The organism is Campylobacter geochelonis (assembly GCF_013201685.1).
In the GTDB taxonomy this organism is placed as follows: Bacteria; Campylobacterota; Campylobacteria; order Campylobacterales; family Campylobacteraceae; genus Campylobacter_B; species Campylobacter_B geochelonis.
Window position 1 is genome coordinate 509,889 of record NZ_CP053844.1, and the last position, 15,903, is coordinate 525,791.

Below are 15,903 nucleotides of genomic sequence, written 5' to 3' on the forward strand. Positions count from 1 at the left end.
ATAGAGGGGAGAAAATTTTCTCCCCAAATTTTGTGCTAAATCTAGCACCAATCTTTCTTCCAAAATTTACCACGAGGTAGTCGAATGCTAAATAGTCTATATTCCGGAAATCGTCTTAGAATCGACTTTTCAAAAGTCAAAAAAGAGATAGAAGTTCCAAACTTACTTAAATTACAAAAAAAAAGTTTTGATAATTTTTTAAACATAAATGGTTCAAATAATGACAGCGGTATAGAAAAAGTTTTTAGATCAATTTTTCCTATACACGACCCACAAAATAGGCTGACTCTAGAGTATGTCAGTAGCGAAATTTTAAAACCTAAATACTCAGTTCGCGAATGTATGGAAAGAGGTCTTACATACTCTGTAAATTTAAAAATGAAAATAAGACTTGTTGTTCATGATAAAGATGAAAAAACAGGTGAAAAAATCGGTATAAAAGATGTAAAAGAACAAGATATTTTTATAAGAGATATTCCTTTGATGACTGATAGAGTCTCTTTTATCATCAATGGAGTTGAAAGAGTTGTAGTAAATCAGCTTCACAGAAGTCCAGGCGTAATCTTCAAAGAAGAAGAGAGCCCAACAGTTTTAAATAAAAGAATTTACACAGCACAAATCATACCTGATAGAGGTTCTTGGCTATACTTTGAATACGACGCGAAAGATGTTTTGTATGTTCGTATCAACAAAAGAAGAAAGATGCCAATTACGATTTTATTCAGGGCATTAGGATACAAAAAACAAGATATAATAAAATTATTTTACCCAATCAAAACTCTATATGTAAAAAACAATAAATTTTTAACTAAATTTGATGTTAATGATTACAGTGGAAGACTTGATTATGATATTAAAGATGCAAAAGGCAACATTTTACACTCAGCTGGTAAAAGGCTTACAAAGAAAAAAGCAGATAAGTTAGTAGAAGACGGTTTGGAATTTGTTGAATACCCTCTTGAAATGCTACTTGAAAGACATATCTCTGATCCAATCATAGATAATGAAAGTGGCGAAGTATTATACGATACTTTGACTGCATTAGATGAAACAAAAATAGATAAAATTCTTCAAACTCAAAAGTCTATATCTATAGCAAATGACCTTGCAAAAGGCGTTGATAACAGTGTTATAAATTCATTTATGCAAGATGGTGAAACACTAAAACTACTTCAACAAAGCGAAGGCGTTGATGATGAAAACGATTTAGCTGCTATTAGAATTTATAAGGTAATGCGCCCAGGTGAGCCAGTAGTTAAAGAGGCTGCTAGAGCTTTTGTTAAAGATCTTTTCTTTAACCCAGAAAGATATGACTTAACAAAAGTCGGTAGAATGAAAATGAACCACAAATTAGGTCTTAACGTTCCAGAATACGTTACGATTATGACTAGTGAAGATATACTAAAAACTGCTCAATACTTGATAAAAGTTAAAAATGGTCAAGGCTATATCGATGATAGAGATCACTTAGGAAACAGAAGAATTAGATCAATTGGCGAGCTTTTGGCTAACGAAACACATCTTGGTTTTGTTAAAATGCAAAAGACAATCAGAGATAAATTTACAACCTTAAGTAGCAATATCGATGAGCTTATGCCTTATGATTTGGTTAATCCAAAAACAATAACAACAACTTTAATAGAGTTTTTCACAAGTGGACAGCTAAGTCAATTTATGGATCAAACAAATCCGCTTAGCGAAGTTACTCATAAGCGTCGTTTATCAGCACTTGGCGAGGGTGGTTTGGTTAAAGAACGAGCGGGCTTTGAAGTGCGAGATGTTCACCCAACTCACTATGGTAGAATTTGTCCAATCGAGACTCCAGAAGGTCAAAACATCGGTCTAATTAATACTCTTGCAACCTATGCAAAGGTAAATGATCTTGGCTTTGTTGAAGCTCCTTATAAGAAAATCATCGATGGCAAAGTAAGCGATGAAGTCATCTATCTAACAGCGACTCAAGAAGAGGGACTTGTTATAGCTCCTGCTTCAGCAAACATCGATGCTAGCGGACATTTAGTTGATGACTTTTTAGAAGCTAGAAAAGATGGCGAAACAATTCTTGCTAAACGAGAAGATGTAACGCTAATCGACCTTTGTTCTGGTATGATAGCTGGTGTTGCAGCTTCGCTTATTCCATTTTTGGAACACGATGATGCAAACCGTGCTTTGATGGGTTCAAACATGCAACGTCAAGCAGTTCCGCTTCTTAAATCAACCGCGCCACTTGTTGGAACAGGTATGGAAGCAATCATCGCAAGAGATTCGTGGGAAGCTATAAAAGCAAATCGAGCTGGAGTTGTTGAAAAAGTAGATAGCAAAAATGTCTTTATCTTAGGTGAAGATGAAAAAGGTCCGTTTATAGACCATTACTCAATGGAGAAGAATTTACGAACCAACCAAAACACTATGTTTTCTCAACATCCTATAGTTAAAAAAGGTGATTTTATCGCTGCTGGTCAAGTTATAGCAGATGGCGCTAGTATGGATGGCGGAGAGCTTGCTCTTGGTAAAAACGCACTTATCGCATTTATGCCATGGCATGGATACAACTACGAAGATGCTGTTGTTATGAGCGAGAAGATGATTCGTAGAGATGAGTATACAAGCGTTCATATCTATGAAAAAGAGATTGAAGCTAGAGAGCTAAAAGATGGTGTTGAAGAGATAACAAGAGATATTCCAAATGTTAAAGAAGAGGAACTAACTCATCTTGATGATAGTGGAATTATTAAAATCGGAACTGAAGTCAAAGCAGGTATGATTTTAGTCGGTAAGGTTACTCCAAAAGGGGAAGTTAAACCAACTCCAGAAGAGAGGCTTTTGCGTGCCATATTTGGTGAAAAAGCAGGACACGTTGTAAACAAATCTTTATACGCGACAACTTCTATGGAAGGCGTTGTTGTTGATGTTAAAATTTTTACCAAAAAAGGTTATGAAAAAGATGCTAGAACACAAAAAGCATATGAAGATGAAAAGACAATTTTAGAAAAAGAGCACCACGACAGACTTTTAATGCTTGATAGAGAAGAAACACTTAAAGTAACTGCTTTGCTTGTTAAAAACAAACTTGAAAGTGATGGAAATTTAGGCAAAAAAGGGTATAAAAAAGGAAGTCAAGTAGATAAAGAAGATATCGAAAACTCAAATAGATTTGCTCTAAATGGCTTTGTAAAATCATACTCTAAAACTATTCAAAAAGATTATGAAGAGCTTAAAAATCACTTCCAAAACGAGAAGAGAAAGCTAAAAGAAGAGCATGATGAGAAGCTTGAAATTTTAGAAAAAGATGATATTTTACCAAGTGGCGTTGTTAAGCTTGTAAAAGTTTATATCGCTACAAAAAGAAAGCTAAAAGTCGGCGATAAGATGGCGGGACGTCACGGAAACAAAGGTATTGTTTCGATTATAGTTCCTGAAGTTGATATGCCATACCTTCCAAGCGGACAAAGGGTTGATATCGTTTTAAACCCACTAGGCGTTCCAAGCCGTATGAACATAGGTCAAATTATGGAGTCTCACTTAGGTTTAGTTGGCTGGAGACTTGGCGAGCAGATTGAAAAAATCATGGAAGAAAAAACAGGTGAGTGGCTTACAAATTTACGTGCTAAAATGATTGAGATTGCAAATACGGCAAAACTTATGGATGCCAAAAAAGAGATTAGCGCGATAAGTGATGAAGATTTACTAAAATATGCAAGAGATTGGAGTAAGGGTGTTAAATTTTCAGCTCCTATTTTTGAAGGAATCGTTCCAGAAGACTTTGTTAAGCTTTTTGAGATGGCAAATATCGATCCAGATGGCAAAACAGAGCTTTATGATGGAAGAACTGGTGAGAAAATCAAAGAAAGAGTTAATGTAGGTTGTATGTATTATCTAAAACTACACCACTTAGTCGATGAAAAAGTTCATGCAAGAAGTACTGGGCCATATAGCTTAGTTACTCAACAACCAGTTGGTGGTAAAGCACTATTTGGTGGTCAAAGATTTGGAGAGATGGAAGTTTGGGCGCTTGAAGCTTATGGTGCTGCTTACACACTAAGAGAAATGTTAACTATAAAATCAGATGATGTAGATGGAAGACTTGCTGCTTATAAAGCATTGATTCGCGGGGAAAATGTTCCTTCTGCTGGTGTTCCAGAGACATTCTTTGTTTTAACAAAAGAGCTAAAATCTCTAGCCCTTGATGTTGATATATATAAAAAGGATGAAGATAATGAGTGAAATGAATCCAATTGAAATAAGAGAAGATGAAAGACCACATGATTTTGATGCTGTTCAGGTAAAATTAGCTAGCCCTGAAGAGATAAGATCATGGAGTCGTGGTGAAGTAAAAAAACCAGAAACTATCAACTATAGAACTTTAAAGCCTGAAAGAGATGGGCTTTTCTGCGCTAAAATTTTTGGACCAATTCGAGATTATGAGTGCCTTTGTGGAAAGTATAAAAAAATGCGTTTTAAAGGCCATAAATGCGAAAAATGTGGCGTTGAGATAACTAGCTCAAAAGTTCGCCGTTCTCGCATGGGTCACATCGAACTTGTAACGCCAGTAGCGCACATTTGGTATGTAAATTCGCTTCCATCAAGAATCGGCACTCTTTTAGATGTTAAGATGAAAGATTTAGAGCGCGTACTTTACTATGAAGCATATATCGTTGATAATCCAGGCGAAGCATATTATGATAATGAAAACTCAAAAAAAGTTCAAAAGTATGAAGTGTTAAACGAAGAGCAGTATCAAATGCTTTATAACCGCTACTATGACACTGGCTTTAATGCAAAAATGGGTGGCGAGATTATAAGAGATATGCTTGAAGAGCTTGATTTAGTAGCTATTTTAGAGCAACTAAAATCAGAAATGGATAGCACAAATTCAGAAGCTAAGAAGAAAAATATCGTAAAAAGACTAAAAGTAATCGAAAGTTTTGTCGCTTCAGGAAACAGACCAGAGTGGATGATGATAACAGCACTTCCTGTTTTACCGGCTGATTTACGTCCGCTTGTTAGCCTAGATGGTGGTAAATTTGCGGTTTCTGATGTAAATGATTTATATAGAAGAGTGATAAACAGAAACACAAGACTAAAACGCCTTATGGAGCTTGATGCGCCTGAAATTATCATAAGAAATGAAAAAAGAATGCTTCAAGAATCAGTTGATGCTCTTTTTGACAATGGCCGTAGAGCAAACGCTGTAAAAGGCGCTAACAAACGTCCACTTAAATCTTTAAGCGAGATTATAAAAGGTAAACAAGGTCGTTTTAGACAAAATTTACTTGGTAAAAGGGTTGACTTTTCTGGTCGTTCTGTTATCGTTGTTGGTCCAAATTTAAGAATGGATCAATGTGGTCTTCCAAAAACAATGGCATTAGAGCTATTTAAGCCACATTTGATTGCTCGTTTACAAGAAAAGGGCTACGCAACTACAGTAAAACAGTCTAAGAAGATGATAGATGATAAAGTAAACGAAGTTTGGGAATGCTTAGAAGAGGTTGTTAAAGACTACCCTGTTATGCTAAACCGTGCACCAACACTTCACAAAATGTCGATTCAAGCTTTCCACCCAACTTTGGTTGAAGGTAAGGCTATCAGGCTTCATCCACTAGTTTGTGCTGCATTTAATGCCGACTTTGACGGCGATCAAATGGCGGTGCATGTGCCACTTTCTCAAGAGGCGATTGCAGAGTGCAAAGTGCTTATGCTAAGCTCGATGAATATCTTGCTTCCAGCAAGCGGTAAGGCAGTTTCTGTTCCTTCTCAAGATATGGTTTTAGGAATTTACTACCTATCTTTGGAAAAAGAAAACGCTAGAGGAACAAATAAAATTTTTGCTAGCGTTGAAGAGGTTATGATGGCGGTTGAGGCTAGATTTTTAGATGTTCACGCTAAAATAAAAACTATGGTAGAGGGAAGAACGATATTTACAACCGCTGGAAGATTGATAATAAAATCAATTATCCCAGATTTTATTCCAGATAATGTTTGGAATAAAATAATGAAGAAAAAGGATATAGCGAATTTGGTAGATCAAGTCTATAAAATCGGTGGTTTTGAAATAACTGCTAGATTTCTTGATAACCTTAAAAATTTAGGTTTTGAATCAGCGACTAAGGCTGGAATTTCTATATCTGTTGCTGATATAATCGTTCCAAAATCAAAACATAAATATATAGCCGAAGCAAAGAAAAAAGTTAGAGAGATTCAAAACCAGTATGGTATCGGACTTTTAACTGATTCTGAAAGATATAATAAAATCGTTGATATCTGGACAGATACAAGCGCTCAAGTTGCATCAGAGATGATGAAGCTTATTAAAAATGATAAAGATGGATTTAACTCGATTTATATGATGGCAGACTCTGGAGCTAGAGGTAGTTCAGCACAAATTCGTCAGCTTGCTGGTATGCGTGGACTTATGGCAAAACCTGATGGAAGTATTATCGAGACTCCTATTACATCAAATTTCCGCGAGGGACTAAATGTTTTAGAGTACTTTATCTCAACTCACGGCGCTAGAAAAGGTCTTGCAGATACAGCGTTAAAAACAGCAAATGCTGGATATCTAACAAGAAAGCTTATAGATGTTGCTCAAAATGTTAAAGTTACAATTCATGATTGTGGAACACATGAGGGTATTGAAATTTCTGAAATTACTGTAAATGGCGATTTGGTTGAAACGCTAGAAGATAGAATTACAGGAAGAGTTTTAAGTGATGATGTGATTGATCCTATTACAAATGAGATTTTATTTACTCAAGGGACTTTGATAGATGAAATAAAAGCAAAAGAGATTGTAGATGCTGGTATAAAATCAGTAAGCATACGAACTCCAATCACTTGTAAAGCGCCAAAAGGCGTATGTTCTAAATGTTATGGTATCAACCTAGGTGAAGGTAAACTTGTAAAACCGGGCGAGGCTGTTGGAATTATCTCAGCTCAATCAATCGGCGAGCCAGGAACTCAGCTAACGCTAAGAACATTCCACATCGGTGGAACCGCTTCTACCGAGCAACAAGATAGACAAATTGTCGCTAAAAAAGAGGGTTTTGTAAGATACTACAACTTAAGCACTTATGAAAATAAAGGCAAAAGAATAGTGTCAAATAGAAGAAATGCTGCTATTTTGATAGTTGAACCAAAGATTAAAGCGCCATTTACTGGAACTTTAAGCATCGAGATGGCTCACGAAGATATAATCTTAGTAGTAAAATCTAAAAAAGAAGAGGCTAGATATACTCTTAGAAAACACAACCTTGCCAAACCAAACGAGCTGGCTGGAGTTAGTGGTAAAATAGAGGGTAAATTCTACTTGCCATATGCAAATGAGCAAGAAGTTATCGAAAATGAGAGCATAGTTGAAGTTATAAAAGAGGGCTGGAATGTTCCAGGACGAATTCCTTATGCTAGCGAGATAAAGATTGCAGATGGAGAGCCAGTAAGTCAGATTATAAAATCAGGCGCTAAAGGTATACTTAAATTCTTTATTTTAAAAGGCGATTATTTAGAGAGATTAAAAGGTATCAAAAAAGGTCATATAGTCGATGAAAAAGGACTTTTTGTTGTTATAGCTGATGATATAGGAAGAGAAGCGATTCGTTATTATATACCAAGAAAATCAGTTATTCAGTTTAACGATAACGATAAGGTTGATACAAACTCAGTCATCGCAAAACCGGTAAATGATGAAAAAGAGGTTATCGCAGAGTGGGATCCTTACTCAACTCCGATTATATCTGAAGGCGCTGGAATTGTATCTTTTGAAGATATCGAGCCAGGATACAGTGCGACTGAACAATACGATGAAGCGACTGGACAGAGCCGTTTGGTTATAAACGAGTATCTATCTCAAGGTATAAAACCAACTATTAGCATAGCTACTGATGATGGAAAGTTGATAAAATACCAAATCGATCCAAAAACTGCGATTTTCGTAGCCGATGGACAAAGAGTAGAGCTAGCAGATACTTTGGCTAAGACTCCAAAAGCGGTTGCTAAGTCAAAAGATATCACCGGTGGTCTTCCAAGAGTTAGTGAGCTTTTTGAAGCGCGTCGTCCAAAAAATATAGCTGTTATCGCTGAAATCGATGGCATAGTTAGATTCGATAAACCACTTCGCTCAAAAGAGAGAATTATCATCGAATCAGCAAATGGCACAACAGCAGAGTATCTAATAGACAAAACTCGCCAAATTCAAGTAAGAGATGGAGAGTTTATTCACGCAGGCGAAAAGCTAACCGATGGACTTATAAGCAGCCATGATGTTTTAAGAATTCTTGGAGAAAAAGCGCTTCACTACTATTTGATAAGTGAGATTCAACAAGTTTACCGCTCACAAGGCGTTGCCATTAGCGATAAGCATATTGAAATTATCGTTTCTCAGATGCTTAGGCAGGTTAAAATTTTAGATAGCGGAAATACAAATTTCATAACTGGAGATCTTGTAAGTAGACGTAAATTTAGAGAAGAAAACGAGCGAATTATGCGAATCGGCGGTGAGCCAGCTATCGCAGAACCAGTTCTTCTTGGTGTTACAAGAGCAGCCATTGGAAGTGATAGTGTGATTTCAGCAGCATCTTTCCAAGAGACTACAAAGGTTCTAACCGAAGCTAGTATCTCTGGTAAATTTGACTATCTTGAAGATCTTAAAGAAAACGTAATTCTTGGTAGAATGATACCTGTTGGAACAGGTCTTTATAAAAACCAAAAAATCAAAATCAAAGCTCAAGAATAACTAAATTTGGGGTGCATACGCATCCCAAACACTCTCATATCAAACTACATTTATCCTATATTTATCAAGATTGATTATAATATATTAAAATTCTATTAAGGTGGTGTTTAATGTTAAACAAACTTCATGCTCCAAATTTAGGGCTACTTTTACTCAGGATTGCGCTAGGTGCTTGTGTTATATTTCATGGAATAGCTAAAATCAAAGGTGGCATAGGTGGCGTTAAAGGTATGTTAAGTGGCGCTGGACTTCCAGAATTTATAGGATATGGAGTCTATCTTGGCGAATTTATAGCTCCGATAATGATAATTTTGGGTATCTTTACAAGATTTGCTTCACTTATTTTAATCGGTACTTGTTTTACCATCTTATACCTTGCATTTTCGGATAATATATTTGAGTTGCTCGCAAAAACCGGAGGACTTAAAGCAGAGATTGTTTATCTATATCTTGGTGGTGCTTTTTGCTTGTTGTTTAGTGGTGGTGGTAAATTTGTTATAAAAGCTGATTAAAGCAAGTTCTAGCCTAACTTTTTGTTTGGCTAGTTTTTTAAAAAGCTTAAATTTAGTAGCAAATGCAGTTAAATTTATATTTTGCGTAGCAAATTTTGTTTTAAATTTCTAAAATTTGCTATTAAAATTTATTGCAAAAGTAAATTTGATAAAGTATGAAATGGGTTTAAATTTATATTTAAGGAGTTTCTATGCTGCTGATTAAAAATACAAATGTGTATACGCCTAAATTTATAGGTAAAAAAGATATCTTTATTTGTAACGGCAAAATCGCTTGCATAGATGATAGTATATCTATAAATTTACCAAATTTAGAAGTGATTGATGCAAAAGGCGCTGTTGCGATACCGGGGCTTATAGATAAGCACATTCACATCACAGGTGGCGGTGGTGAGGGTGGTTTTAAAACAAAAGTTCCAGAACTTATGCTTTCATCTTTAATTAAAGGTGGCATAACCACAGTTGTGGGGCTTCTTGGGACTGATAGCACGACAAGAAGTGTTGAAAATTTAGTCGCTAAGTCTTATGCGTTTCGCGAAGAGGACATCTCATGTTACGCACACACAGGCGCTTATAAAACTCCAGTACCAACGATAACTGGCGATATTTTAAAAGATATAGTTTTTATCGAGCCTATTATCGGAATAAAACTTGCCATTTCAGATCATCGCTCATCTTCGGTTACTAAAAACAAATTAGCCAAAATCGCTTCAGCCGGAAGAGTCGCTGGCATGTTAAGTGGCAAGTCTGGGCATACAACGCTTCATGTTGGCGATGGCAAAAAAGGACTTGAGATAATCTATGAAGTCTTAAACGAATACGACACGCCGATTACCTTTTTTCAGCCAACGCACGTAAATCGAAACAAAGAGCTTTTTAAGCAAGCCATGCAGTTTGCAAAAGATGGTGGATATATCGACTTAACCTGCTATGGTGGTGAACGAGCGCCAAGATATATGGTTAAAAAGATGATAGAAGAAAATATCTCATTAGAAAAAGTAACTATGAGTTCAGATGGTTATGGAAGTTACTCAAGTTATGATAAAGATGGAAAGCTACTTAAAATGGGTGTTTCAAGCGTAGAAGCGATTTATGACGAACTTGTAAATTTTATAAAAGATGGCTTTAGCTTGCAAGATGCCTTGCCATTTGTAACAACAAATGTGGCTAGAAGTATAGGTTTAGCTCATAAAAAAGGTCAAATTTATCCAAATTTTGATGCAGATTTACTTATACTAAGCAAGGATTTTAGCATAGATTATGTCATAGCAAATGGCAAAATTCTAAAAGATAATAAAGGCTATATCAAAAAAGGAACTTATGAGAATATTTAAATTTAATCTAACTTTAAAATCTGCAAATGCCAAAGACTTAAATTTAAGGTTATTAACAAATTTTTAAGTAAAATTTAGATAAAATCAAGTCTTTTAATAAATTTACTGTGAAAGGAATTATTGTGCCAACCATAAATCAATTGGTTCGAAAAGAGCGTAAAAAAGTGATTGAAAAATCAAAATCACCAGCGCTAAAAAATTGTCCTCAAAGAAGAGGAGTTTGTACGAGAGTTTATACAACTACTCCTAAAAAACCAAACTCAGCTTTGAGAAAAGTTGCCAAAGTAAGGCTAACAAGCGGATTTGAAGTTATTAGCTATATCGGCGGCGAAGGTCACAACCTGCAAGAACACAGCATTGTTCTAGTTCGTGGCGGAAGAGTAAAAGACTTACCAGGTGTTAAATACCACATCGTTCGTGGCGCGCTTGATACTGCTGGCGTTGCAAAAAGAACAGTTTCAAGATCTAAATACGGTGCTAAACGCCCTAAAAAATAGTTTAGCTTAACAGACTAGCCCATGGTTTTGGCTTAGTTTGAGTAAAATTTTAAAAATTTGAAGGAATAAAATGAGAAGAAGAAAAGCTCCCGTCAGGGAAGTTATGCCAGATCCAATTTATGGTAACAAAATAATCACTAAATTTATTAATGCTCTTATGTATGATGGTAAAAAAAGTGTCGCAACTGAAATCATGTATGGTGCACTTGATTTAATCGATAAAAAAGGTGGCGAGACCAAAGGTATCGATGTTTTTAACGATGCGATAGATAATGTAAAACCAGTTATGGAAGTTAAATCTCGCCGTGTAGGTGGTGCGACTTATCAAGTTCCAATCGAAGTTCGCCCAGCTCGTCAACAAGCTCTTGCGATTCGTTGGATTATCGGTTTTGCTAGAAAAAGAAGCGAAAGAACTATGATAGAAAGACTTGCATACGAGCTTATGGATGCTGCAAATTCAAAAGGTTCTTCATTTAAGAAAAAAGAAGACACCTATAAAATGGCTGAGGCAAATAAAGCATTTGCTCATTATCGCTGGTAATAAGAAGGGAAAAAAATGGCAAGAAAAACACCTTTGCACATGGTCAGAAACATAGGAATCGCTGCACATATCGACGCTGGAAAGACTACAACATCTGAAAGAATACTTTTCTTTACAGGTATGAGTCATAAAATCGGCGAAGTTCATGATGGCGCGGCTACTATGGACTGGATGGAGCAAGAAAAAGAGCGTGGTATTACTATCACATCTGCTGCTACAACTTGTTTTTGGAAAGATCACCAAATCAACCTAATAGACACCCCGGGCCACGTTGACTTCACTATCGAAGTTGAACGTTCTATGCGTGTTCTTGATGGTGCTGTTTCGGTATTTTGTTCAGTTGGTGGCGTTCAACCACAAAGTGAGACTGTATGGAGACAAGCAAATAAATATAAAGTTCCAAGAATTGTATTCGTAAACAAAATGGACAGAGTTGGTGCAAATTTCTTTAATGTTGAACAACAAATTAGAGATAGATTAAAAGCTAATCCAGTTCCAATCCAAATTCCAATTGGCGCAGAAGACACATTTAAAGGCGTAGTTGACTTAGTTACAATGAAAGCTTATATGTGGGAAGATGAGAACAAACCAACAGATTACACTGTAAGAGAAATTCCAGCTGATTTACTTGAAAAAGCACAAGAGTATCGTGAGAAGATGATTGAAGCTGTTAGCGAGACAAGCGATGAGTTGATGGAAAAATTCTTTGGTGGCGAAGAGCTAAGCGAAGAAGAAATCAAAGCTGGTATAAAAGCAGGATGTTTGGGTTTAACAATCACTCCTATGCTTTGTGGAACAGCATTTAAAAACAAGGGTGTTCAACCGCTTCTTGATGCTGTTGTAGCGTATTTGCCGGCTCCAGATGAAGTTCCAGATATCCGTGGCGAGTATGAAGATGGCACAGAAGTTGCCGTTAAATCAACCGATGAGGGCGAGTTTGCTGGTCTTGGGTTTAAGATTATGACAGATCCATTTGTTGGTCAGCTTACATTCGTGCGCGTTTATCGTGGTGTTTTAGAAAGCGGAAGCTATGTTTATAACACAGTTAAAGGCAAAAAAGAGAGAATCGGTAGACTTCTTAGAATGCACTCAAACAAAAGAGAAGAAATTAAAGAACTTTATGCCGGTGAAATCGGCGCTGTAGTTGGTCTAAAAGACACACTTACAGGTGATACCTTAGCTAGTGAAAAAGATAGAGTAATTCTTGAAAGAATGGAATTCCCAGATCCAGTTATTAGCGTTGCGGTTGAACCAAAAACAAAAGCAGATCAAGAAAAAATGGGTATAGCATTGCAAAAACTTGCTCAAGAAGATCCAAGCTTTAGAGTTACAACTGATGAAGAGAGCGGTCAAACTATCATTTCAGGAATGGGCGAGCTTCACCTTGAGATTATCGTTGATCGTATGCTTAGAGAGTTTAAAGTTGATGCTGAGGTTGGACAACCACAAGTTGCTTATCGTGAGACAATTAGAAAATCTGTCGAACAAGAGTACAAATACGCTAAACAATCAGGCGGTCGCGGACAATACGGACATGTTTATCTTCGCCTTGAGCCACTTGAGCCAGGTAGTGGATATCAGTTTGTTAATGATATCAAAGGCGGTGCGATTCCAAAAGAATACATCCCAGCTGTTGATAAAGGTTGTCAAGAAGCTATGCAAGGCGGTGTTTTGGCTGGTTATCCAGTTGAAGATGTTAAAGTTACACTTTATGATGGAAGCTATCATGATGTTGACTCATCTGAGATGGCGTTTAAACTTGCTGCTTCTATGGGCTTTAAAGAGGGCGCTAGAAAAGCAGGTGCGGTTATACTTGAGCCGATTATGAAAGTTGAAGTTGAAACTCCAGAGGATTATATGGGCGATGTAATTGGTGATCTTAACAAACGTCGCGGTCAAGTAAATAACATGAGCGAGCGTGGTGGAAACAAAATCATCGATGCGTTCTGCCCACTTTCAGAGATGTTTGGTTACTCTACAGACCTTCGTTCTCAAACTCAAGGTCGTGCGACTTACTCTATGGAATTTGATCACTACGATGAAGTTCCAAAAAATGTTGCCGAAGAGATTATTAAGAAAAGAAACGGCTAATTTAGCTAAATTTAAGGCGGGGAAACTCGCCTTTTTTATATGAAACAAGTTCAAATTAAATTTGATAAATTTATCACTGGTTTTGTAGTTAAAACAAACAATCATGATGAGATTTGTTATAAAAATGCACAAATTCCAAAGCTTTGGAAAAAGTTTTTTGATAGTAAGCTAGTAGAAATTTCAGATATTTACTATGGAGTTTATTATAATTATGCCGATAGAGACTTTGGTGATTATGACATTTTAGTTGGAGTAAATTTAACAAATTTAGATGATAAATTTGACAATGTTTTGATAGAAAATGGAAAATATCTATGCTTTGAAGCCAATGGAGAGTCTGCAAAAATAACTCCAATGCTTTGGCAAGAAATTTGGACTTTCTTTCAGGATTGCAGTTTCAAAAGGGCTTATAAAACAGATTTTGAAAAGCATAGTAAAAATAAGGTGGAAGTCTATATTTCTATTTTATAAATTTACTTAATCTTGTATTTTTCGTATTGATGTCCTCATAGCTCAGCAGGATAGAGCGCAAAATTCCTAATTTTGAGGCCACAGGTTCGAATCCTGTTGGGGACACCATTTAATTATTTTACCGCTTTTAAAACAACCCATTTCCCTTGCAAACTTAAAAAACATCTAGCCCCGTTCTGTTGCTGGCTATACGGTTATTTTGCTTAATTTTTGCTTAGCAAAACTTAAACGATAACTTTATACCTATATCCATTAAAAAATGGATAAAAAAATGGAATAAAATGGGGTAAAAAAGTGGGGTTAGTTAAATTTACTCCATTTTTTTTAAAATATCCAAAAAACTGTAAAAAACAATCGCTAAACATATAATTAGTTATGCATACATTTAAAAAAAAGGCATAGCGATGAAACAAAATAATACTCCAATACGAAGTCAGGTGGGCTTTAAAAACACCCCAGACCTATTTTTAAAAAATTTCGAGTTGTCATTCGGCATAAAAAAATATAAGGAAAATATAGCTAAAAATTTAAAGCTAGAATGCATAAGAAATGCTAGTGGACGCACTGTTAGGACGTTCTACGCAGTGGACGGCTCTGTGATAAAAAAAATAGGAAAAGTTGGTGAAATAAGCTTTAAAGACGCGTTAAAAAAAGTTGAAGAATTTAAAACAGATGGCGGAAAAGCTTCTCGAGCAAACCCAAGTTTTAAGGACGTTTATTGTGAATATATACGATTAAAATGTCCCGACTTCAGCGAAAATACGCTAAAGAAAAAAAACGTAATATTTAGAAAATTTAAAAAAATTGAAAATAAACCAATAAAAACTATAATTCTTTCGGATATAGTAGAAATTTGCGATAAATACACATCTAAAACGGCAATGCTTACCCATATTTGGGGTTTGGCAAATTTAATTTTACAGTTTGCTGTGGACAGTGGCATCATCGCTCAAAACCCCCTTACAGGGCGCAAGGTAGGGGGCAGGTACAACATCAAGAAAACAATAGGACACGGGTATCTTGACCCGCACAAGCCCCAAAATTTGATTGCGTTAATTAAATATATTAAAAACAACAAATTGTCTTTGGGTGTCAAAAATGCCCTTAAAATGGGGCTTATAACGGGTTTGAGAAGTAAAAACATCAGAACGCTCAAGAAAAACCAATTGAAAAAAAACGATAACGGCGAATTTTATCTTGAATTTGCTGCCGACGAAACAAAAGCGCGAAAAATTCAGCATTTGGGCATCCCGTCTAGGCTTGCTGCGTGGTTGCATTCGTTAGAAACTCAAAATGACCTATTTTTTCCAAACTCGTTTGGCGGCGAGCTGTCAGAAAACACGTTGTCTAAGGCATTAAACGGCTTTGAAATTTACGAAATGCATGAGGGAGGAAATTTTGTTTTTCATTCGTTGAGAAAAGTGTTATCTACTTTTGCGAATGAATACGGAAATAGCTATATAAAGGGCGTTTCGGTAGAACGAGTACTTTTCCACGACCCCCAAACGGGGGTTGCAAAAATTTATAACAAAGCAACAAATATTTTGGAAACCAAAAGGGTCTTAGAATGGTGGCTTGACTATCTTAATGTAGCTTCTAATGTCGATATTTTGGGGGTTTGAGATGTTTTTGTGTTTAGGGTCAAGGCTCAGCGAAGTGTTTAGTTTTGTAACGAATAGCTATTTTCTAGCTGAACCTTTGCAAAAATTGTACCAAATTAGGATTAAAT

At 36.1% G+C, this 15,903-nt stretch carries 9 protein-coding genes and 1 tRNA gene; all 10 read left to right on the forward strand.

The window, feature by feature from the left end; all coding sequences use genetic code 11:
* Positions 1-84 precede the first annotated feature (84 nt).
* Entirely contained in the window at positions 85-4,224 is a 4,140-nt protein-coding gene (gene rpoB, locus CGEO_RS02515) for a DNA-directed RNA polymerase subunit beta (protein ID WP_075540290.1), read from the forward strand.
* Positions 4,217-8,728: a DNA-directed RNA polymerase subunit beta' gene (gene rpoC / locus CGEO_RS02520; RefSeq protein ID WP_075494183.1), complete on the forward strand. Its 4,512-nt coding sequence runs from the start codon at positions 4,217-4,219 to the stop codon at positions 8,726-8,728. The genes rpoB and rpoC overlap by 8 nt, the downstream gene beginning before the upstream one ends.
* Before the next feature lie 110 nt (positions 8,729-8,838).
* Positions 8,839-9,240, forward strand: a complete 402-nt coding sequence (locus tag CGEO_RS02525) for a DoxX family protein (RefSeq protein WP_075494184.1) — start codon at positions 8,839-8,841, stop codon at positions 9,238-9,240.
* A 191-nt stretch (positions 9,241-9,431) separates the two neighbouring features.
* A complete protein-coding gene (gene iadA, locus CGEO_RS02530) occupies positions 9,432-10,574 on the forward strand; it encodes a beta-aspartyl-peptidase (protein WP_075540289.1) in 1,143 nt (380 codons plus the stop codon).
* A 122-nt stretch (positions 10,575-10,696) separates the two neighbouring features.
* The gene (gene rpsL / locus CGEO_RS02535) at positions 10,697-11,071 is read left to right on the forward strand and encodes a 30S ribosomal protein S12 (protein ID WP_075494186.1); all 375 of its coding nucleotides are present in this window, start codon (positions 10,697-10,699) and stop codon (positions 11,069-11,071) included.
* A 70-nt stretch (positions 11,072-11,141) separates the two neighbouring features.
* Complete coding sequence (gene rpsG, locus CGEO_RS02540; protein WP_075494187.1) at positions 11,142-11,612, forward strand: 30S ribosomal protein S7; 471 nt, start codon at positions 11,142-11,144, stop codon at positions 11,610-11,612.
* Between the two features lie 15 nt (positions 11,613-11,627).
* Positions 11,628-13,703 carry an elongation factor G gene (gene fusA, locus CGEO_RS02545; protein WP_075494188.1) on the forward strand — a complete coding sequence of 692 codons (2,076 nt, stop codon included), beginning with the start codon at positions 11,628-11,630 and terminating at the stop codon, positions 13,701-13,703.
* 39 nt (positions 13,704-13,742) lie between these two features.
* Complete coding sequence (locus tag CGEO_RS02550; RefSeq protein ID WP_075494189.1) at positions 13,743-14,174, forward strand: GyrI-like domain-containing protein; 432 nt, start codon at positions 13,743-13,745, stop codon at positions 14,172-14,174.
* A gap of 31 nt (positions 14,175-14,205) precedes the next feature.
* A tRNA-Arg gene (locus tag CGEO_RS02555) sits at positions 14,206-14,282 on the forward strand.
* 296 nt (positions 14,283-14,578) lie between these two features.
* Positions 14,579-15,796, forward strand: coding sequence for a tyrosine-type recombinase/integrase (locus CGEO_RS02560; RefSeq protein ID WP_075540287.1), 1,218 nt, complete (start codon positions 14,579-14,581; stop codon positions 15,794-15,796).
* Positions 15,797-15,903: the final 107 nt, after the last annotated feature.